21 protein-coding genes are annotated in these 20,204 nt (G+C 68.3%); 7 read left to right on the top strand and 14 right to left on the bottom strand.

All coding sequences use genetic code 11. The annotated features are described in order from the left end of the window. Positions 1-62 precede the first annotated feature (62 nt). Genes ygfZ through SI859A1_RS06105 form a run of 3 tightly spaced genes read left to right on the top strand, consistent with a single transcriptional unit; the run spans position 63 to position 2,127 of the window. The gene (gene ygfZ, locus SI859A1_RS06115; protein ID WP_009208963.1) at positions 63-929 is read left to right on the top strand and encodes a CAF17-like 4Fe-4S cluster assembly/insertion protein YgfZ; all 867 of its coding nucleotides are present in this window, start codon (positions 63-65) and stop codon (positions 927-929) included. Beyond that, entirely contained in the window at positions 926-1,579 is a 654-nt protein-coding gene (locus tag SI859A1_RS06110; RefSeq protein WP_009208962.1) for a YfbR-like 5'-deoxynucleotidase, read from the top strand. The genes ygfZ and SI859A1_RS06110 overlap by 4 nt, the downstream gene beginning before the upstream one ends. Positions 1,580-1,611: 32 nt before the next feature. After that, positions 1,612-2,127: a tyrosine phosphatase family protein gene (locus SI859A1_RS06105; RefSeq protein WP_009208961.1), complete on the top strand. Its 516-nt coding sequence runs from the start codon at positions 1,612-1,614 to the stop codon at positions 2,125-2,127. Between the two features lie 16 nt (positions 2,128-2,143). On the opposite strand, the gene panB is transcribed toward SI859A1_RS06105, so the two are convergent. After that, the gene (panB, locus tag SI859A1_RS06100; protein WP_009208960.1) at positions 2,144-2,950 is read right to left on the bottom strand and encodes a 3-methyl-2-oxobutanoate hydroxymethyltransferase; all 807 of its coding nucleotides are present in this window, start codon (positions 2,948-2,950) and stop codon (positions 2,144-2,146) included. Then, positions 2,947-3,816 carry a pantoate--beta-alanine ligase gene (gene panC / locus SI859A1_RS06095; protein ID WP_009208959.1) on the bottom strand — a complete coding sequence of 290 codons (870 nt, stop codon included), beginning with the start codon at positions 3,814-3,816 and terminating at the stop codon, positions 2,947-2,949. Before panC ends, panB begins: the two co-directional genes overlap by 4 nt. Before the next feature lie 192 nt (positions 3,817-4,008). Here panC and SI859A1_RS06090 point away from each other — a divergent pair, with 192 nt between their 5' ends. Further along, positions 4,009-5,247 carry an MFS transporter gene (locus tag SI859A1_RS06090; RefSeq protein WP_050767674.1) on the top strand — a complete coding sequence of 413 codons (1,239 nt, stop codon included), beginning with the start codon at positions 4,009-4,011 and terminating at the stop codon, positions 5,245-5,247. Positions 5,248-5,266: 19 nt separating this feature from the next. Here the strand turns inward: SI859A1_RS06090 and recO are convergent, their stop codons facing one another. The 8 genes from recO to rpoZ all read right to left on the bottom strand — a co-directional run bounded on the left by recO (position 5,267) and on the right by rpoZ (position 12,685). Then, on the bottom strand, positions 5,267-5,998 hold the full coding sequence (recO, locus tag SI859A1_RS06085; protein ID WP_009208957.1) for a DNA repair protein RecO: 732 nt from the start codon (positions 5,996-5,998) through the stop codon (positions 5,267-5,269). A 65-nt stretch (positions 5,999-6,063) separates the two neighbouring features. After that, on the bottom strand, positions 6,064-7,026 hold the full coding sequence (gene era, locus SI859A1_RS06080; RefSeq protein ID WP_009208956.1) for a GTPase Era: 963 nt from the start codon (positions 7,024-7,026) through the stop codon (positions 6,064-6,066). Next, the gene (gene rnc / locus SI859A1_RS06075; protein ID WP_040325422.1) at positions 7,023-7,745 is read right to left on the bottom strand and encodes a ribonuclease III; all 723 of its coding nucleotides are present in this window, start codon (positions 7,743-7,745) and stop codon (positions 7,023-7,025) included. Before rnc ends, era begins: the two co-directional genes overlap by 4 nt. Then, a complete protein-coding gene (gene lepB, locus SI859A1_RS06070) occupies positions 7,733-8,467 on the bottom strand; it encodes a signal peptidase I (protein ID WP_009208954.1) in 735 nt (244 codons plus the stop codon). Before lepB ends, rnc begins: the two co-directional genes overlap by 13 nt. 141 nt (positions 8,468-8,608) lie before the next feature. After that, on the bottom strand, positions 8,609-9,211 hold the full coding sequence (locus SI859A1_RS06065; protein WP_040325420.1) for a DUF2062 domain-containing protein: 603 nt from the start codon (positions 9,209-9,211) through the stop codon (positions 8,609-8,611). Positions 9,212-9,316: 105 nt separating this feature from the next. Then, the gene (gene pyrE / locus SI859A1_RS06060; RefSeq protein ID WP_009208952.1) at positions 9,317-9,895 is read right to left on the bottom strand and encodes an orotate phosphoribosyltransferase; all 579 of its coding nucleotides are present in this window, start codon (positions 9,893-9,895) and stop codon (positions 9,317-9,319) included. Positions 9,896-9,952: 57 nt separating this feature from the next. Then, positions 9,953-12,169, bottom strand: a complete 2,217-nt coding sequence (locus tag SI859A1_RS06055; protein WP_009208951.1) for a RelA/SpoT family protein — start codon at positions 12,167-12,169, stop codon at positions 9,953-9,955. 111 nt (positions 12,170-12,280) lie between these two features. Continuing rightward, positions 12,281-12,685: a DNA-directed RNA polymerase subunit omega gene (rpoZ, locus tag SI859A1_RS06050; RefSeq protein ID WP_009208950.1), complete on the bottom strand. Its 405-nt coding sequence runs from the start codon at positions 12,683-12,685 to the stop codon at positions 12,281-12,283. Between the two features lie 260 nt (positions 12,686-12,945). Here rpoZ and SI859A1_RS06045 point away from each other — a divergent pair, with 260 nt between their 5' ends. Both SI859A1_RS06045 and SI859A1_RS06040 read left to right on the top strand, forming a co-directional pair. After that, the gene (locus SI859A1_RS06045; protein ID WP_009208949.1) at positions 12,946-13,551 is read left to right on the top strand and encodes a LabA-like NYN domain-containing protein; all 606 of its coding nucleotides are present in this window, start codon (positions 12,946-12,948) and stop codon (positions 13,549-13,551) included. A gap of 46 nt (positions 13,552-13,597) precedes the next feature. Further along, positions 13,598-14,269: a uracil-DNA glycosylase gene (locus SI859A1_RS06040; RefSeq protein WP_009208948.1), complete on the top strand. Its 672-nt coding sequence runs from the start codon at positions 13,598-13,600 to the stop codon at positions 14,267-14,269. Between the two features lie 35 nt (positions 14,270-14,304). Here SI859A1_RS06040 and SI859A1_RS06035 read toward each other — a convergent pair whose 3' ends face one another. The 3 genes from SI859A1_RS06035 to dapA all read right to left on the bottom strand — a co-directional run bounded on the left by SI859A1_RS06035 (position 14,305) and on the right by dapA (position 16,326). Beyond that, positions 14,305-14,865, bottom strand: coding sequence for a peroxiredoxin (locus tag SI859A1_RS06035; protein WP_009208947.1), 561 nt, complete (start codon positions 14,863-14,865; stop codon positions 14,305-14,307). A 16-nt stretch (positions 14,866-14,881) separates the two neighbouring features. Then, the gene (gene smpB / locus SI859A1_RS06030) at positions 14,882-15,355 is read right to left on the bottom strand and encodes an SsrA-binding protein SmpB (RefSeq protein ID WP_009208946.1); all 474 of its coding nucleotides are present in this window, start codon (positions 15,353-15,355) and stop codon (positions 14,882-14,884) included. Between the two features lie 89 nt (positions 15,356-15,444). Next, the gene (gene dapA / locus SI859A1_RS06025) at positions 15,445-16,326 is read right to left on the bottom strand and encodes a 4-hydroxy-tetrahydrodipicolinate synthase (protein ID WP_009208945.1); all 882 of its coding nucleotides are present in this window, start codon (positions 16,324-16,326) and stop codon (positions 15,445-15,447) included. Between the two features lie 375 nt (positions 16,327-16,701). Here dapA and SI859A1_RS22255 point away from each other — a divergent pair, with 375 nt between their 5' ends. Continuing rightward, positions 16,702-18,882 (top strand): lytic transglycosylase domain-containing protein, encoded by a 2,181-nt coding sequence (locus SI859A1_RS22255; RefSeq protein WP_040325417.1) that lies wholly within the window; start codon positions 16,702-16,704, stop codon positions 18,880-18,882. A gap of 42 nt (positions 18,883-18,924) precedes the next feature. Here SI859A1_RS22255 and SI859A1_RS20220 read toward each other — a convergent pair whose 3' ends face one another. Continuing rightward, complete coding sequence (locus SI859A1_RS20220; RefSeq protein ID WP_009208943.1) at positions 18,925-20,193, bottom strand: helix-hairpin-helix domain-containing protein; 1,269 nt, start codon at positions 20,191-20,193, stop codon at positions 18,925-18,927. Positions 20,194-20,204 lie beyond the last annotated feature (11 nt).

The following is a 20,204-nucleotide window of genomic DNA, read 5'->3' as shown; positions in this document are numbered from 1 at the left end:
TGCTTGTCCCTCTGGAGTGCCCGGCTTACGTAAACAGGCAGGATCACACAAGCGAGCCGTCCATGCCCTATGCCCGCCTGCCGGAGCGCAGCCTCCTTGCCGTCACCGGGGAGGCCGCCCATCATTTTCTGCAGAACCTCGTCACCGCCGACCTCGACAGTCTGGCCGACGGCGAGATGCGCCCCTGCGCCCTGCTGACGCCGCAGGGCAGGATCCTGTTCGAATTCCTCATCGGCAAACAGGCCGACGGGCTGCGCATCGACGTCGCCGCCAGTGCCGCCGCCGATCTGAAGAAGCGCCTGACCCTCTATCGCCTGCGCACCAAGATCGGCATCGAATCGTCCGACCTGCCGGTGCTCGCGGTGTGGGAAGAACCCGACCTCACCGCCGCCGAACTCTATGCCGATCGGCGCTTCCCCGAAGGCGAGATGGCGCGGCTCTACGGCGCCCCGCCGGCGGAACTCATAGAGGCCTCCCCGGACGATTATCGCCTGCGCCGCATCCGCGGCGGCATCGCCGAGGCGGAGACCGACTATCCCGGCTCCGACGTCTTCCCGCATGACGTGCTGTTCGACCAGAATGGCGGCGTGTCCTTCCGCAAGGGCTGCTTCGTCGGCCAGGAGGTCGTCTCGCGCATGCAGCACCGCGGCACCGCGCGGCGGCGGCTGATGCTGCTGGCCGGCGAGCGGCACCTGACGCCCGGCTCCAACATCGAGGCCGGCGGCAAGACCATCGGCACGGTGCTGTCGGCCGACGGCACCGAAGGCTTCGGCTTTTTGCGGATCGACCGGCTGGCCGGCGCCCTGTCGCGTGGCGAGGAATTGTCGGCGGACGGCGTGCCGGTGACGGCGACGATCCCGCCCTGGGCCGGCTTCGCGCTGCCCGAACCCGCCGGCGCCGACGGCGAGACCGCCGGAAGCGAGGCATGAGCCGCACCGACGCGAAACCGCAGCGGGTCTGGCAGCGCATGCTGTCGGGCCGCCGGCTCGACCTGCTCGACCCCTCCCCGCTGGACATCGAGATCGAGGACGTCGCCCATGGTCTGGCGCGCGTCGCCCGCTGGAACGGCCAGACCCGTGGCGATCACGCCTTTTCCGTCGCCCAGCATTCGCTGATCGTCGAGGCGATCGTCGCGCGCCGCGAGCCCGATCCGCGCTGGTGCCTCGCTGCGCTGCTACATGACGGCCCGGAATATGTGATCGGCGACATGATCTCGCCCTTCAAGAGCGTCATGGGCGGCGACTACAAGCTGGTGGAAAAACGCCTGCAGGCGGCGCTGCATCTGCGCTTCTCGCTGCCTGCGACGCTCCCCGCCGCCGTCGAGAAGGCGATCAAGGCCGCCGACCGGCTGTCGGCCTATCACGAGGCGACGCTGCTCGCCGGCTTCGACGAGCGCGAGGCGGCGCAGTTCTTCGGCAAGCCCGGCGCGGCGCTGCTGGACGCGGCCGATTTCACCCCCGTTCCGACCGCGGCGACGGAAGCCGCCTTTCTGAAGCGCTTCGCCGAACTCGACGCGGCGTTGGCCGTCGCCGCCGGCTCGGGCGACCGGCTGCAGGCCAAAGCGTCGCGGCAGGGGTGACAAGCCCGCCTGCCGGCGCGATATGTGGACCCATGTCCTATCTCGTCGTCTCGTCCCTCGCCGAACTGCCCGCCACGGTCGCCAGCCATGGCGCGCAAGATCTGGTCACGCTGATCAACGCCGACACGCGGGTGGACCGGCCTTCCGGCATCGCGCCGGACCGGCATCTCTTCCTCGGCTTCAACGACATCGCCGAGCCGATCGAGGGGCTGACGGCACCGACCGTCGACCATCTCGACCAGTTGCTGGACTTCGGCACGCGCTGGCGCCGCGACACGCCGCTGGCGGTGCATTGCTGGGCCGGCATCAGCCGCTCCACCGCCGCCGCCTATATCCTGGCGCTGTCGATCAATCCGGATCTTCGGGAAGAGGCGCTCGCCAACGAGCTGCGCAGGCGGGCACCGTCCGCCACCCCCAATCCGCGCCTTGTCGCCCTGGCCGACGACAAGCTGCAGCGTGGCGGCCGCATGGTCTCCGCCATCCGCGCCATCGGCCGCGGCGAGGACGCCTTCTCCGGCACGCCTTTCATATTGCCGCTGACGCTCTGATCCAGGAGCGGTGGGGTCAGCCCCGCGGCTTGTAGACGTGGTCGGGCCCCGGGAAACTGCGACTGCGCACCTCGTCGGCATAGTCCGCAATGGCTTGGCTGGCGGCCTCGCCGAGCACGCCGTAGCGCTTGACGAAGCGTGGCACGCGCGGCGTCAGGCCGAGCATGTCTTCCAGCACCAGGATCTGGCCGTCGCAGGCCGCCGAGGCGCCGATGCCGATGCTGGGCGCCGCGATCGTCTCGGCCAGCGGCTCGACGATGCCTTCGAGCACCACGGCAAAGGCGCCGGCCGCGCTGACAGCCTTGGCGTCGGCGAGAATGCGATCGCGCGCGGCGTCATCATGGCCCTGGCTGCGAAAGCCGCCCATGGCGTTCACCGCCTGGGGCGTCAGGCCGACATGAGCCATCACCGGAATGCCGCGCTCGGCGAGGAAGGCGATGGTCGGCGCCATGTGCTGGCCGCCTTCCAGCTTGATCGCGCCGCAGCCGGTCTTCGCCATGACGGTCGCGGCCGAGCGAAACGCCTCCTGCGGGTACGCCTCGTAGCTGCCGAAGGCCATGTCGACGACGATCAGCGCCTTCTCGGTCGCCGACACCACGGCCCGGCCATGGGCGATCATCAGCTCCAGCGAGGCGCCGAGGGTGGACGCCATGCCGTGCTCGACCATGGCGAGGCTGTCGCCCACCAGGATGAAATCCACATGCGGATCGACCAGCGCCGCCATGGTCGCGTTATAGGCGGTCAGGGCCACGATCGGGGTGGCGCCCTTGCGGCCGCGAAGGGCGGGCGCTGTCAGGCGGGTCGTTCGAACCGGCGTGCTCATGCCGCTTGGCTCCGTCGCGCTTTTTCCGCGACCCGCTGGTCGATCAGCAGCACGTCGCCGAAGCGGGCGGTCACCAGGATCACCACCGGCCGGTCGTCGATCGCCGTCACCGCGTCGAGGCTTGCCGCGTCGCGAATGTCCAGCGAGGCGAGATCGGCGCGCGGCTCGGCGGCGATGATCTCCCGCATCGCCGTCAGCACCGGCTCCGGCTCGGCGGCACCGGCCCGCAGCAGCGCCTCGCCGCGGTCGAGCGCCCGCGCCAGCACCACGGCCGCGTCCCGGTCCTCCGGCGTCAGCCGCACATTGCGCGACGACATGGCGAGACCGTCCGCTTCGCGCACCGTCGGCACGCCGACGATGGTGATCGGCGACGACAGATCGGCGACCATGCGGCGGATCACGGTGAGCTGCTGGTAGTCCTTCTCGCCGAAATAGGCGCGGTCCGGCTGGACGATGTTGAACAGCTTGGTGACCACCGTGGCGACGCCGCGGAAGTGCCCGGGCCGGGCCGCGCCGATCAGGATCTGGCCGAGCGGCGCGAGATCGACGGATGTCTGCAGGGGCTGCGGATACATCTCCGCCACTGTCGGGGCGAACACCTGGACACCGGCGAACGCCGCCAGTTGCGCAAGGTCGCGTTCCAGATCGCGCGGATAGGCGTCGAGATCCTCGTTCGGCCCGAACTGGGTCGGGTTCACGAAGATCGTCACCACCACCATGTCGTTCTCGGCGCAGGCCCGCTCGACGAGCTTCAGATGGCCGGCATGGAGATAGCCCATGGTCGGCACCACGCCGACGCTCTCGCCCCGGGCCCGGCATTTCGCCAGCGCCGCCCGCATCGATCCGATCTCGCTATGTACCTGCACGCAGTCCTCCCCACCGTCTGGCCGCGGCTTTTATCGTCTGCGGCGCGCAAGCGAAAGCCGTCGCAACCGGTTGCAAGACCGGACTTGTGCGTGACCGATCAGCGAGGGTGATCGCTGCGATCACGGAAACGCGGTTTCACGGGCGCTGCGCCGGGTCTAGTAATGGCGGCGAACCGATGCGGGGATGACGAGATGAGCGCGACGACGACGACCTCGAGTGCCGACCGGACGCCATGGCTGGCGATTGCCGCCGGCTGCCTGATCGCGCTCCTGACCTTCGGGCCGCGCTCGGCGATCGGTTTCTTCCAGATCCCGATGCTCGCCGACAATGGCTGGAGCCGCGAGGATTTCGCCATCGCCATCGCCATCCAGAACCTGTTCTGGGGCGCCGGCCAGCCGCTGTTCGGCGCCATCGCCGACCGCTTCGGCACCGCCAAGGTGCTGGTCCTGTCCGGCTTCCTCTATGCCGCGGGCCTGGCCATCACCGCCGTCGCGCCCACGCCGCTCTGGCTGACCATCGGTTCGGGCGTCCTTGTCGGGCTGGGCGTCGCCGCCGGCTCCTTCGGCATCGTCCTTGCGGCCTTTGCGCGGCGGGTCTCGGCCGAGCAGCGCTCCTTCGTCTTCGGCCTCGGCACGGCAGCCGGCTCGGCCGGCATGTTCGTCTTCGCGCCGCTCAGCCAGGGGCTGATCGACCGCTTCGGCTGGTCAGATTCGCTCCTGGTCCTGTCGGCGATGATGCTGCTGGTGCCGCTCTTCGCCTTTGCCCTGCGGGGCAACAGCCGGACCACGCGCGGCCATTCCAGCCTGGTGGCGGAGATCGAGCAGACCATGGGCGCCGCCCTGCGCGAAGCCTTCGCGACCAGGAGCTACGTGCTCCTGACCACCGGCTTCTTCGTCTGCGGCTTCCAGGTCGCCTTCATCACCGCCCACTTCCCGGCCTATCTCGCCGACAAGGCCATCGCCCCGGTCTGGGCGGTCACGGCGCTGGCGCTGATCGGTTTCTTCAACATCATCGGCTCGATCGCCTCGGGCCTCATCGGCCAGCGCTATTCCAAGCCGCATTTCCTGGCGCTCATCTATGTCGGCCGGTCGATCGCGGTGACGATCTTCCTGCTGACGCCGATCACGCCGCTGACGGTGGTGGTCTTCGCGGTGGTCATGGGCCTGTTGTGGCTGTCCACAGTGCCGCCGACCAACGCCCTCGTCGCGATCATGTTCGGCACCCGCTATCTCGGGCTCCTGGGCGGCCTGGTCTTCCTGTCCCACCAGATCGGCTCGTTCCTCGGGGTCTGGCTGGGCGGCTACCTCTATGCCGTTGTCGGCTCCTACGATCCGGTGTGGTGGCTCGGCGTCGGCCTGGGTCTCGTCGCGGCACTGGTCCACTGGCCCATCAGCGAAGCGCCGGTGGTGCGGACGCCGGTTCCGGCCTGAGCCAGACAGCCACCTGCGACTAGGCGGCGACGCCGATCTTGCGCAGCGCCGACAGGAAGCCGGCGCGCGCATCCGGCACGTCGATCCCGCGCGGCTCGTAGACGTGACGCCCCAGGAAATAGCCGGTCAGGCGATACCCCGCCGCCAGGGATTCCGCGTCGCTGGCCGTGGCGGCATCGGCGAGGAAGGCGGGCAATGTCAGCAGCTTGTCGTGCCACGGCGCCCCGGCGTCGCGGCTGACCGCCCGGCCGGTGCGCGGCGAGACATAGGCGAGATCGTCGCGCTGACCGGTCGCCGCGCAGCGCTCCAGATCGAGGCCGAAGCCCAGCTCCTCCAGCAGCGCGATCTCGAAGCGCAGCATCAGTTCGGCGACGAGTTCGGGCCGGTCGAGATGATCGACGATGATCTGCAGCCCGTCATAGAGCCGCGCATGGGGATCGCGCTCGGCCAGAAGCCGCAGATGCGCCGCGACGAGCTGCACGCCGTTCAGCCCGACGCCGGATTCCATCAGCCGGGCGGCGCGCAGTTCCAGCGGTTCGAGGACGAAGGCACCCATATGCTCGTCGAGCCGGGCGCGCCAGTGGACGGCGACCGAATTGCCCGGCTGCAGCACCGGCTGCTGCTTGCGCGAACGCCCGCCCCGCACGAGGCCGAGATGCCGGCCCCGCGCGCGCGTCATCACCTCGGCGACGACACTGGTCTCGCCGAGGCGCCGCACGCCGAGCACGATCGCTTCCTCACGCCATTCCATGTCACATCAGCGCCGCAGCGCACTCCAAACCGGTCCGCCACGACGGCGGTGACGGCCGCAGGCGGTCAGCTGGAATAGTCCAGCCCCATCTCGCGGTAGCGCTCGGGATCGTCGCCCCAATTGCCGCGCACCTTCACGAACAGGAACAGATGCACCTTCTGGTCGGCCGCTTCGGTGATCTCCTTGCGGGCCGCCGAACCGATCGCCTTGATGGTCTCACCATTATGGCCGATCACGATGCGCTTCTGGCTGTCGCGCTCGACATAGATGGTCTGCTCGATCCGCACCGAGCCGTCCTGGCGCGTCTCCCACAGCTCGGTCTCCACATGCGAGCTGTAGGGCAGCTCCTGGTGCAGGCGCAGATACAGCTTCTCGCGGGTGATCTCGGCCGCGAGCTGGCGCAGCGGCAGGTCGGTGATCTGGTCTTCGGGGTAGTACCAGGGCCCTTCCGGCAGTGCCTTAGCCAGATAGTCCATCAGGTCGCCGCAGCCCGAGCCGTTCAGCGCCGAGATCATGAAGATCTCGTCGAAGGCCACGCCGCGCTCGGTGATCTGCTGGGTCAGGCCCAGCAGCCGGTCGCGGCGCATCTGGTCGACCTTGTTGAGCAGCAGGACCTTCGGCTGCTTCACATCCTTGAGGCGTTCGAGAATGGTCTCGACCTCCTCGTTGATGCCGCGGTCGGCGTCGATGATCGCCAGGACGATGTCGGCGTCGCGGGCGCCGCTCCAGGCGGTGCGCACCATCGCCCGGTCGAGCCGGCGTTTCGGCGCGAAGACGCCGGGCGTGTCGACGAAAACGATCTGCGTGCGATCGCGCATGGCAATGCCGCGCACCAGGGCCCGGGTGGTCTGCACCTTGTGGGTGACGATCGACACCTTGGTGCCGACCAGCTGGTTGACCAGCGTCGACTTGCCGGCGTTGGGGGCGCCCAGCAGCGCCACGAAGCCCGAGCGCGTCGGTCCCTCTGCGGCAGGCGTCGCGCCCGCCTCGGTCGTGTCGATGCCGGTCGTGTTGTCGTCTTCGGTCAATTGTCGTCCTTCCAGACGGATTCGCGAATGAGCACCGCCGTGGCGGCCTCCTGTTCGGCAATGCGGCGGGACCGGCCCTGCCCGTCCGCGGGAGCAACGTCCGGGATCGAGACCCGCACGGTGAACAGTGGATCATGGTCGGGGCCGGAGCGCTCGACGATCTCGTATTGCGGCGTCACGGGCCCGCGCGTATGCGCCCATTCCTGCAGCGCCGTCTTGGCATCGCGGCGTGCGGCGACACTCTTGCCGAGCCGCCCGCCCCAGTAGCGCACGATGAAGTCGCGCGCCGTCTCGAGCCCCTCACCCAGATAGATAGCCGCGATCAGCGATTCCACCAGATCGGCGCGAATGCTCTTGGTGCGATCGCTCTTCAGCTTCTTCAGGTCGCCGCCATGACGGACGAACTCGTAGAGACCCAGCTCGTCGGCGATCTCGGCGCAGGTATCGGCACTGACCAGCGAATTCAGCCGCAGCGACAACTCGCCCTCGTCGGCACCGGGAAACATGTCGAACAGCTTTTCGGCGACGACAAGGCCGAGCACACGGTCGCCGAGGAACTCCAGCCGCTCGTAGCTGCGTTCGCCCTCGCCCTTGCCGCCCTTGCTGGAGCGCAGGCTGGAATGGGTCAGAGCCCGCTCGAACCGCGCCTTTTCATGGAACGTGATGCCGATCCGGCTTTCGAGCTCCTCGAGCGGCTTGTCCGCCTTCAGCCGAGCCATGTGAGGATGCGGCCCGGCCGCAGGTCGGTCGGCCATTTCCAGATTTCCAGCGGGGACACGTCGCCCTCCACGGAGAAGAAAATCACCTGGGCCTTGCCGACGAGATTCTCGAACGGCACGTAGCCGACGTCGAAGCGGCTATCGAGCGAGTTGTCGCGATTGTCGCCCATCATGAAGTAATGCCCCTCGGGCACCACGAACTCGCGGGTGTTGTCGCCAGCCGAATTCGGGCTGAGGTCGAGCGTCATGTAGCTGACGCCGTTCGGCAGCGTCTCGCGGTAGCGCGGCACCGGCGTGCCGTCCTCGGCAACGAAGTCCTCGACCTTCTCGCGCTCGACCGGCTTGCCGTTGATGGTCAGCACGCCGTCGATCACCTGGATGCGGTCGCCCGGCAGGCCGACCAGCCGCTTGATGTAGTCGACGTCTTCCTCGCGCGGCTTGCGGAACACCACCACGTCGCCGCGGTCGGGCTGCGAGGCCATGACCCGGCCGTCGAACAGCGGCGGCGACAGCGGCATCGAATATTGCGAGAAGCCGTAGCTCCATTTCGACACGAAGAGATAGTCGCCCACGAGCAGCGTCGGCATCATCGAACCCGATGGAATCGAGAACGGCTGGAACAGGAACGTGCGGATGACGAGGGCGAGCAGGAGCGCCTGCACGATCACCTTGAGGGTCTCGCCGATCCCCCCGGATTCCCTACGTTCGGCCTTCTCGACCATGCTTCGCCTTTCGTCGCCCTGTCGCAGCGCGGCAAAGCCGCCCGCGCCTTCTACCGGCTCGCTCCGACAGGAGCAATCCGCTCTGCGTCAAACTTCGCGCCGCGCAATGGCGCGTCCCGCCGCCGGCGACGCGGCGCCCCGTCAGCCCGCCCGTCCGGCGTCACCCCCGGCGGCGCCCGGGGCGCGCAGACCGCGCGGCGGCCGTCCGGCAATGATCTGGCGGGCGCGGCGCCGCTGGAAACTGCGCGCCATGAAGAACACCAGCGCGTAGCTGGCCAGCCCGGCGATCAGGCCCAGCGGCAGGCTGCCGACCAGCATCGGCTTCACCACCGGATCCCAGATGGCGATGAAATCCATGTGGCCGAGGGCCGTGCCGAGCCCTTCGGGCGATTTCTCGTGCACCGGCGGCGCATGCAGCATGAACTGGCCGGTTTCGTAGGTGATGCCCCAGATAAGCGGGAAGGTCAGCGGATTGCCGGCCGCCGTTCCCAGCGCCGCCGCCGCCATGTTGCCGGCGGTGACATAGGCGATGGCGAAGGCCAGCAGGAAGTGGAAGCCGATGAACGGCGTGAACGAGGAGGCGACACCCGCCGCCACACCGGCGGCGATGGCGTGCGGCGTCGCGTTCAGCCGCAGCACCCGCTTGCGCAGGTAGCGGAAGGAGCGGCGGAACGAGCGGCGCGGCCACAGGATCGTGCGGACCCGCGCTGCAAAATTCTCCGGCTGGCGCCGCCTGAACAACATTCCGGTCGCATTCCCCAATCCGCGTCAGATCGCGGCGATCAGTCTTGCCTGCGCCCGGTGCGGGAAAGCCGCATGGTCTCGCAGGCGTTGGTCCCGCCCGGTCGGCTACAGGTTGCGGCTACCCGGCTTGACCGGCGGAATTGCGGCCAGTTCCGGCGGCAGCGCGTCGGCCGGATAGGCCGGCACCTCGTATTCGGCCAGCGCGATCAGCGGCACGCCGACATCGACCTTGCCGGCCGAGCGGTCGATGATGCAGGCCGCCGCCAGCACCTCGGCGCCCAGGCCCCGGAGGCACTCGACGGTCTCGCGGATCGACAGGCCCGTGGTGACGATGTCCTCGACGATGACCACGCGGTCGCCCGGCGAGATCTCGAATCGCCGCAGCCGGAACACGCCGCTCTCGCGCTCCACCCAGATCGCCGGCGCGCCGAGATGGCGGGAGGTCTCATAGGCCGGGATCAGCCCGCCGATGGCCGGGCCGACGACATAGTCCGGTGCCGGCGACACCTCTTCCCGAATACGCTCGGCCAGCGCCTTGCACAGCCGCTCGGTCAGATGCGGATGCATGAACACCCGGGCCTTCTGCAGGAATACCGGACTGCGCAGTCCCGAGGTCAGGATGAAGTGGCCTTCCAGATAGGCGCCGGCCTCGCGGAATATCGCGAGCACTTCCTCACTGGTCATGAACGGGTCTCCTCGGCTGCTGTTGCAGCGGTTCGATACGCTGGCTGGCCGCCCGGCTCAACCGTTGACCCGCACGACTTCCGAGACGCAGGGCTTGGCGCGCAGCTGACGCAGGGTCTGGGTCAGGTGCTGGATGTCCCAGACTTCCAGTTCCAGTACCATCTTGGTGAAGTCCGGCGCCGTGTTGACCATCGTCAGATTGTGGATGTTGGCGTCGTTGGCGGCGACCGTCTCGGCAATCTCGGCCAGCGAGCCCGGTTCGTTGATCGCCGAGATCATGATGCGGGCGGGAAAGCGCTCGTTCATCGCCTCGTCGATGTCCCAGCGGACGTCGATCCAGCGGTCCGGCTCCTCGTCGAAGGCGATCAGCGCCGGCGACTGGATCGGGTAGATGGTGATCCCCTTCCCCGGCTCGATGATGCCGACGATGCGGTCGCCCGGCACCGCGCCGTCCGGGCCGAAGCTCACCGGCATGTCGTCGCCGGCGCCGCGGATGGGAATCGCCTTGCCGCCCTTCTTCGACTTCTTGGAGCGGCCGGGCACCCGGAAGATCATGCCGGCGGCAGTGCGCAGATTGACCCAGCCGTCCTCTTCCCGGTGCGCCGACTTGCGGGTGACGCGGCTGTCCTGGAAATCCGGATAAGCCGCCCGCACGACGTCCGCCGAGTTCAGCTCGCCGCGGCCCACGGCCGCCAGGGCGTCCTCGACCTCGCGCTGGCCGAGCTTGGCCAGAAGCGGCTTCAGCGCGTCGCGCGAGAAGGTCTTGCCCGAGCGGGCGAAGGTGCGTTCGAGTATCTGCTGGCCGAGGCCCGAATATTGCCGGCGGATGGCCGCGCGATTGGCCCGGCGGATCGCCGAGCGCGCCTTGCCGGTCACCGCCAGATTCTCCCAGGCCTGGGGCGGCGTCGCGCCCTTGGCCCGGATGATCTCGACCTCGTCGCCATTCGACAATTCGGTGACGACCGGCATGATCCGGCCGTCGATCTTGGCGCCGACGCAGCTGTCGCCGACATCCGTATGCACCGCATAGGCGAAATCGATGGGCGTCGCGCCGCGCGGCAGTGCGATCAGCCGGCCCTTGGGGGTGAAGCAGAAGACCTGGTCCTGGAAGAGTTCGAGCTTGGTGTGCTCCAGGAACTCCTCGGGATTGTCGCCTTCTGCCAGAAGCTCGATGGTGCGCCGCAGCCAGCCATAGGCGTTGGAATCCTTGGACAGGTGGACGCGCTGGTCGCCGTCGCCCTCCATGTCCTTGTAGAGCGTGTGGGCGGCGACGCCGTATTCGGCGACCTCGTGCATCCGGCGGGTGCGGATCTGCAGTTCGACGCGCTGGCGCGACGGGCCGACGATGGTGGTGTGGATCGAGCGGTAGTCGTTCTGCTTCGGGGTCGAGATGTAGTCCTTGAACCGGCCCGGCACCATCGCCCAGCTGCGGTGGACGATGCCCAGCGTGCGGTAGCACTCCTCCTCGGTCTCCACGATCACCCGGAAGCCGAAGATGTCGGAGAGCTGCTCCAGCGACAGCGCCTTGCGCTGCATCTTGGAGAACACCGAATAGGGTTTCTTCTGCCGGCCGCTGACCGTGGCCACGATGCCGTTCTCGCGCAGGCGGTCGGTCAGGTCCGTCTCAATGCTGGCGATCCGCGACGCATGGCGCTGGTTCAGCTCTTCGAGGCGCGCCGAGATCGTCTCGTAGGCTTCCAGATTGACATGCCGGAACGCCAGGTCCTCGAGCTCCTCGCGCATGTCGTGCATGCCCATGCGCCCGGCGAGCGGCGCATAGATGTCCATGGTCTCCTGCGAGATGCGGGCCCGCTTTTCCGGCGCCATGTGGCCGAGGGTGCGCATGTTGTGCAGGCGGTCGGCGAGCTTGACCAGAAGGACGCGGATGTCGTCGGCGATGGCCAGGAGCAGCTTGCGCAGGTTCTCCGCCTGCGCCGCCTTCTTGGAGACGAGGTCGAGGCGCTTGAGCTTGGTCAGTCCCTCGACGAGTTGGCCGATCTTGGGGCCGAAATGCTGGTCGATTTCCTTGCGGGTGGCGTCGGTGTCCTCGATCGTGTCGTGCAGCAGCGCAACGGCGACGGTCGCCTCATCGAGATGCATCTCGGTGAGGATCGCGGCGACCTCCAGCGGATGCGAGAAATACGGATCGCCGCTCGCACGCTTCTGGGCGCCATGCTTCTGCATGGCGTAGACATAGGCTCGGTTGAGAAGCGCTTCATCGAGATCGGGCTTGTAGGCCGCCACCTTCTCGACGAGTTCATATTGCCGCATCATGGGATTGGGGATCGGGTCCGCAAAGAGAAAGGGGCGCGCCGTCAACGACGGCACGCCCCTCAATATAAGACTGTGAGGCCGCCGACCGAAAGTGCCGGCATTCCCAAAAGCTTAATAATCGTCGGTCTTTTCCGGCGGGACCAGGCCCTCGATGCCGGAGAGGAGCTCTTCCTCGGACATCCGGTCGAAAGACACCGGCTCGTCGTCGCCGGCCTCGGCGGCAGCGGCGATGCTGCGGGTCTCGGTCGGGGCCGCGGCGGGCTGCGGTGCCGGCTCCGGCTCGTCGACCTCGACATGCTTCTGCAGCGAATGGATCAGGTCTTCCTTGAGATCGCCGGGCGACAGGGTCTCGTCGGCGATCTCGCGCAGCGCGACGACCGGGTTCTTGTCGTTGTCGCGATCGATGGTGATCGGCTGACCCTGGGAGATCTGCCGGGCGCGATGGCTGGCGAGCAGGACCAGCTCGAACCGATTGTCGACCTTATCGACGCAATCTTCTACGGTGACGCGGGCCATGCCTGTCTCCTGAGTATCTGAAATTCGAAGAGATGAACGCGTCGCATATACCGTTTGGCGGCATACGGCAAGGGTCCGACGCTGCTCTATCCCCTGCCCTCGTTGACAGCGCCGCGGCGGCCAGAATAAGCGAAGCGCAACTCACCGGCCTTCGCCGACACCGGCCTGAAACGGCCGGCCCGCAGACCCTCGTGCCGCCTGCGCTCATCCTGTCGAGCCTGCGGATGCGTGCCCTCACTCATGCGAGAAAACAGCCATCCATGTTCGATCAACGCGAAAAGATCGCTCTCTTCATCGACGGGGCCAATCTCTATGCGGCCTCGCGCGGGCTGGGCTTCGACATCGACTACAAGAAGATGCTGCGCAGCTTCGAGGCCCGCGGCTATCTGCTGCGCGCCTATTATTACACCGCCCTTGTCGAGGACAACGAATACTCCTCGATCCGGCCGCTGATCGACTGGCTGGACTACAATGGCTACCGCGTCGTCACCAAGCCGGCCCGGGAGTTCACCGATGCGAGCGGCCGCCGCCGGATCAAGGGCAACATGGACATCGAGCTCGCGGTCGACGCGATGGAGCTGGTCGACACCGTCGATCATTTCGTCCTGTTCTCCGGCGACGGCGACTTCCGTTCGCTGGTCGCGGCCCTGCAGCGCAAGGGGCGGAAGGTCTCGGTCGTCTCCACCCTCACAAGTTCGCCGCCGATGATCTCCGACGATCTGCGGCGCCAGGCCGACCATTTCATCGAGCTCGCGAACCTCAAGGCAGAGATCGGCCGCGACCCGGCCGAGCGCGAGGCGCGGATCGCCCGCCGCATCGAGGCCGAGGAAGCCGCCGCGGCCGTCGAAGAGGACGACGATTATTAAGCCCCGCCATCGCGCCGCGCCCTTCGTCGACGCTCCGGATCGAAGAATGAGTTCAACGCCTGCGCCCGAAAACCTGCCGGCGGAGCCGTCCCGCGACTGCCCGCTCTGTCCGCGGCTCGTCGCATTCCGCGAGGAATGGCGGGCAAAGGAGCCGGACTGGCACAATGCCCCGGTTCCGACCCTTCTGCCACCCAGCGGCGCCGGCGCGGTGCGTCTGCTGATCGCCGGCCTGGCGCCGGGCCTGCGCGGCGCCAACCGCACCGGCCGGCCATTCACCGGCGATTATGCCGGCGACCTTCTCTACGCGACGCTGGCGCGCTACGGCTTTGCCAATGATCGTTTCGCCGCCCGCACCGACGACGGGCTCGAACTGATCGACACGGCGATCGTCAATGCGGTGCGCTGCGTGCCGCCGCAGAACAAGCCCGTCGGCGCCGAGATCAACACCTGCCGGCAGTTCTTTTCGGGGAGGATGGCGACCTTTCCGAAGCTCGCGGCGGTCGTGACCTTGGGCCGGATCGCGCATGACTCGACGGTCCGCGCGCTGGGCGAGCGCCCCTCGGCGGCGCCCTTCGGGCACAACGCCCATCACATGGTCGGCGGCATCGCGGTGTTCTCGAGCTATCACTGCTCGCGCTACAACACGAATACCGGCCGGCTGACCGAGGCGATGTTCCACGACGTGTTCGAGAATGCGGCGGCGTTCCTGAAGCGCTAAAGGCCCGCCCCGCGTGCCGCGATCGCGCCTGCGCGTCAGCGCCCGGCGGACAACCAGGCGGCGACATCGGCCGCGTTCCGGTCGGGTGGGAACACCGGATAGAACACCTTGTCGATGCGCCCCTCGGTGATGACCATCGCCATGCGCTTCAGATACAGCCCGCCGTCGATTTCGAAGAACGGCAGGTCGAGGGCGCGGCGCAGATCGCCTGCGGCATCCGACAGAAGCGGATAGGGCAGATGCAGCCGCTCGGCCGCCTCGCGCTGCTCTTCGGGCGTCTGGGTGGACAGGCCGAACACCTGTGCGACGCCGAGCGCCTGCAATTCGGCATGATGGTCGCGGAAGCTGCAGCTCTGGGGCGTGCAGCCGCGTGCGCCGGGGAACGCGTTCCAGCCTTCGGGCAGCGCCGCATCCGGCCGTCCGGTCATAGGATAGACATAGAGGACGAGGCGGCCGGGCAGACGCGACAGATCGATCTGCGTGCCGTCCGTTGCCGGCAGCGGCTTCGCCGGCAGGCGCGTGCCTTCCAGATGCGCGGCCCCGCCGTCGTCGGTCGGCGGCGTCAGATCGTCCGGCAGTCTCGACACGTCGACCATCCGCCTCTCCCCTGGCTCAGGCTTCCTTCAGGATCCGCTGCTTCTGGCGGTTCCAGTCGCGTTCCTTCATGGTCTGCCGCTTGTCCGGCGCGTTCTTGCCGCGCGCCAGCGCCAGCTGCAGCTTGGCCACGCCGCGATCGTTGAAATAGATGCGCAGCGGCACCAGCGTCATGCCGTCCTTCTGGATCGCGCTCGCCAGCCGGCTGAGCTGGGTACGATGCACGAGGATCTTCCGCCGCCGCTTCGGCACATGGTTGAAGCGGTTGGCCTGCAGATATTCCGGCAGGTTGGAGTTGATCAGCCAGAGCTCGCCGCCCTCTTCGCTGGCGTAGGACTCGGCGATCGACGCCCGCCCCTCGCGCAGCGACTTCACCTCGGTCCCGGTCAGGACGAGGCCGGCCTCCAGCGTGTCGAGGATCTCGTAATTGAAGCGGGCCTTGCGGTTCTCCGCCGCAACGTTCGAGCCTGCCGATTTCTTCTTCTTCGCCATTCAAACCTCGCGCGCGGCCCGGCCGCGCTCCTCTCGCCCCATGATATAGGGGCGAGACGGCATGGTTTCGACCGTCGCGCGCCGGCAGATCAGCCGATCAGGCCGGCATGCTTCAGCGCCGCGTCGATCGTGCGCTCGGTGGATTCGTCGATCGGCACCAGCGGCGAGCGCAGCCGGTTGCCCAGCTTGCCGAGCTTCGACAGGGCGTACTTCACGCCGGTCGGGTTCGGCTCGATGAACAGCGCCTTGTGCAGCGGCATCAGCTTGTCCTGGATCTCCAGGGCCTTGGCGTAGTCCCCGGCAAGGCAGGCCGACTGGAATTCGGCGCCGAGCTTCGGCGCGACATTCGCCGTCACCGAGATGCAGCCCTGGCCGCCATGGGCGTTGAAGCCGAGCGCCGAGGCGTCCTCGCCGGACAGCTGCAGGAAGTCGGGGCCGCAGGTGATCCGCTGCTCCGACACGCGCTCGACCCGGCTGGTCGCGTCCTTGACGCCGATGATGTTGGAGAAATCCGCCGCCAGCCGGCCCATCGTCTCCGGCGTCATGTCGATGACCGAGCGCCCGGGGATGTTGTAGATGATGATCGGCAGCGACACCGACCGGGCGATGGCGGCGTAATGGGCGTAGAGGCCCTTCTGGTTCGGCTTGTTGTAATAGGGCGTGACGACCAGAAGCCCGTCGGCACCGGCCTTCTCGGCGAACTGCGCGAGCTCGATCGCCTCGACCGTGTTGTTCGAGCCGGCACCCGCCACCACCGGCACCCGGCCGCGCGTCGTCTCGATGCAGATCTCGACGATGCGCTTGTGCTCGCCATGGGTCAGCGTCGGGCTCTCGCCCGTCGTACCGACGGGCACCAGACCGTGCGAGCCCTCGCCGATCTGCCATTCGACGAAGGCCGCGAACGTCGCCTCGTCCAGCGATCCGTCTTCGGCGAACGGCGTCACCAACGCCGGCAGCGAACCCTTGAACATGCTCTCTCTTTCTCCCCACATGCCGGACGCATCGAACGGCGGCACGCGCTTCGTCTCGTGAATGTCATCTGGCCGACGACCGTCGCCCGCTGGACCACCCGAAGATGGCGTGCCGGAAGCTGCAATCGGTCCGGGATCGCGGCACCATATTGAAGCGGTCGGGGCGAAACAAGCAGTGCCCGCAGGCCGTCCCGCCCGAAGCCTCGTGACTGTTGCCGGTAACGGCGCTTTAATCGTGGTCGTGAGAGATTTGCAAACCATTCCGGCAATCCGCCTTGCCCCGATCGCAACGGTCACAGGCAGCGGCGATTGCGAGCGGAAGTGGCGGGGCCCGGCAGTCCATCTGCCTCGGTCCGGACGTCCAGAAGGTTGGCCATGACAGCACAGAATCTTGCGCAGCGGCTCGTGATTGCAGCGGTGATCTCCGCCATGACGGCCACGTCCACACTGGCCCAGGAGGCCGTGTTGCCCCTGCTCGGCCCGTTGCCGACGTCGCGTCCCGCCGTGCACGCGGCCGGCGTTCCGATGGATCCGTGGCGCTTCGGCCGAACGGTCACAGCACCCCAGAACCCGGCCCTCGCCCAGGCCGCCCCCGCGGCAACCCCGGCCGGCGCCAGCGCCTTCACCGCCTCGATCGCGGCGATGACGCCGCGCCTCGGTTCGGTGCAGCCGATGCGCGGCGAGTTGAAGGACGGCCTGCAGGCACTCTCCGACCGCAACGCCCAGAAGGCCCGCGCCATCCGCGAAGGCATGGTGCCCGGCTCGCTCGATCGTCACATCCTGTCATGGGCGATCGGCCTGACCGGCGGCAAGGACGTGCCGGCCGCCGAGATCGCCCGCACCGCCACCGAGCTTGCCAACTGGCCCGGCACCAAGACGTTGCGGATCAATAGCGAGAAGGCGCTCTATCGCGAGCAGCTGCCGGCGGGCGAAGTGATCCGCGCTTTCGGCAACGGCAAGCCGGAAAGCCCCGAAGGCGCGATGGCACTCGCCCGCGCCTATCTGGCCGCCGGCGATGCCGGCCGTGCCAAGGCGCTGGTGTCGCGGGTCTGGCGCGAGGAACGCCTCGACAAGGATGTCGAGCGCCAGTTCCTGTCGAACTTCCAGTCGCTTCTGTCGCGGGCCGACCACAAACGCCGCATGGATATGCTGCTCTACGCCGAGCGCGTGACCGATGCCGGGCGCGTCGTCGGCATGGCCGGCGCCAAGGCGCTCTTTGCTGCCCGCGCCGCGGTGATCCGCAACGAAGGCAATGCCGCCAAGCTGTTGTCGGCGGTGCCGAAGGCCGAGCGCGCCGATCCCGGCTACCGCCTCGCGCTGATCGAGTACAACCGCAAGCACGACAAGGTCGAGGAAGCCGCGCAGCTCCTCATCGACGCCCCGCGCGACGTCGATGCGCTGGTCGATCCCGACGCCTGGTGGAACGAGCGCCGCATCGTCGCCCGCGATCTCCTCGATCTCGGCAAGCCGAAGCTCGCCTATCGCGTCGCCGCCATGCATCTGGCCGAAAGCGCCTCGGAACAGGTCGAGGCCGAGTTCCACGCAGGCTGGATCGCCATGCGCTTCCTCAACGACCCGGTCACTGCGCAGCGCCATTTCGCCCAGATCGTGCAGATCTCCAGCATGCCGCTGTCGCTGTCGCGCGGCTATTACTGGCTGGGCCGTTCGGCGGAAGCCGGCGCCTCGGGCTCGGCGGCCAGCTATTACGCCAAGGCCGCGCATTATCCGGCGACCTATTACGGCCAGCTGGCGGCTGCGCGCCTCGGCCGCAAGCCCGAAGCGATCAGCTTCCCGCGCCCGAGCGACGCCGAGCGCCGCCGCTTCGAACAGCGCGAGGCGGTCCGCGCGATCCGGCGCCTGGAGGAGATCGGCTCCGACTGGCGCGCCGACAGCCTCTATCGCGCGCTCGCAGACGAACTGGAGAGCCCGGGCGAACTCGCGCTTCTCTCGGTCATGGCCGAGCGGCGCGGTGACCATCATCTGGTGCTGCAGGTCGGCAAGCTCGCCTATTGGCGCGGCATCGACGCCCCGGCCCTCGCCTTCCCGATCGGCGTGATCCCGGCAAGCGCCAACATCTCGGCGGCGGGCAAGGCGCTGGCCTACGCCATTGCGCGGCAGGAGAGCGCCTTCAACCCGAAGGCCCGGTCATCGGCGGGCGCGCTCGGCCTGCTGCAGCTCATGCCGAACACCGCCAAGAGCGTCGCCCGCAAGGTGGGCGTCAGCTATTCGCCGGACCGGCTGACCAGCGATCCCGGCTACAACGCCACTCTCGGCGCGCATTTCCTCGGCGAGCAGATCGCCGATTTCGGCGGCTCCTACGTGCTGACCTTCGCGGCCTACAATGCCGGCCCGCGGCGGGCCCGCGAATGGATCGAACGGTTCGGCGATCCGCGCGGCAAGCCGCTCGATCAGGTCGTCGACTGGGTCGAGCGCATTCCCTACACCGAGACCCGCAACTACGTGCAGCGGATCATGGAGAATTACGGGGTCTACAAGATGCGCCTCGGCGCCGGCTTCGACATCGAGCGCGACCTGCGCTTCGGCCGCGGCGGCTGATCGCCGCCGCTTGCAGCCCCTGACATCGCAGGCGCGCCGGCCTCAGCCGGCCGCCCTGCCCTGTGACAGGGCACGGGCCTGTTCGACCCAGGCCTCCCGGCCGATCCGGCCGCTGAAGCCGATCGCCGCTTCGATCGCCGCGATCTCGCTCTCGCCGAGCGCCGCGATCTGGTCGTAGCGAAAGATGCCCTGCTCGAACAGGAGACGCTCCACCGTCGGGCCGATCCCCTTGATCTGCGTGAGATCGTCCGGCGCATGCGCGCCCGCTCCAGCGTCGGTCACCGACCCATCGACGGCCCCGACATCAGGCGCCGCCTCGACACCTGCATCCTTGCCGCCCCCACCGGTCGAGCTGTCTGCGTCCGGGTCCGGCTCCATGTCCGCGCTCGCCGGCGCGCCGCGCAACGACGCCGGCCCTCCGGCCGTGCGGAACGCGGCGACATAGGTCCCGTCATCGGCGGTCACCCGCGTCAGGGCCGGCGGCACGGCACTGCCGTCCTCGACCATCCCGGGCGTCGCTTCGCCGCCGTCGAGATTGGCATAGTCCACCGTCCTGAAATCCTGGTCGAAACGCTCGGAACGGTGCTTCACCGCCAGCGGATCGGCCGGTATGCCTTCGCGATCGGCGAGATCGGGCGTCGGCGCATCGGGATGCGGCCCGGAGAACGCGATCCGTTCGCCAGGCAGCTGCGGCATGGGATCGGGAACGCGCCCGGCCTCGCCACCCCGGATCACCTCCGCCGCGATGACGCTGCCGCCGAAATTCGAGAAGACACCAGACTGGCTGGGTTCGGCCGGACGCCTCTGGTCCGGCGGCGGCGGGCTCCAGGTTGAATGCATGCGCCGCTGACGCGCGCGGTCCTGGGCGATCGTCGCCCGGTCCTGCGACAATCGGGTGTAGTCCACCGAGCGGAAATTGCGGTCGAAGGGTGCGGCCCGGTGCTTGGCGGCGAGCGGGTCTTCCGCCGGTAGCGGTGCCGCAGACTTGGGCGCGGCGTCAGGTTTGGCGACAACCTCTGCGTCCGAGGAGCCTGCGCCCCCGGCGTTCGATGAGGACGGCACGTCCTGATCGGCAACGCCCTGCGCGTCGGTCTTGGGCGCAGCAGGTGCCGGCCCCGCCGCAGCATCGTCGACGGCCTCGGCCGCGTCTGCGCGCGCGGAGGCCGGTGTCTCGGCAGGTTGGGAGGTCTTGTCGTCCCTGGGCCCTGTGGGCCCTGCCCGGCCGCTGTCGCCGCGAAGAAGGCGGGACAGTCGGGTGAGACCCGCGGTCGTGGCGGCAAGCACGATCAACTTGCCAAGGAAGGACGTCATCTGGCCGGCTC

This window comes from Aurantimonas manganoxydans SI85-9A1, assembly GCF_000153465.1.
GTDB classification, from domain to species: domain Bacteria; phylum Pseudomonadota; class Alphaproteobacteria; order Rhizobiales; family Rhizobiaceae; genus Aurantimonas; species Aurantimonas manganoxydans.
Note: the sequence above shows the minus strand (reverse complement) of the source record. Positions and strands in the feature narration are given on the sequence as shown.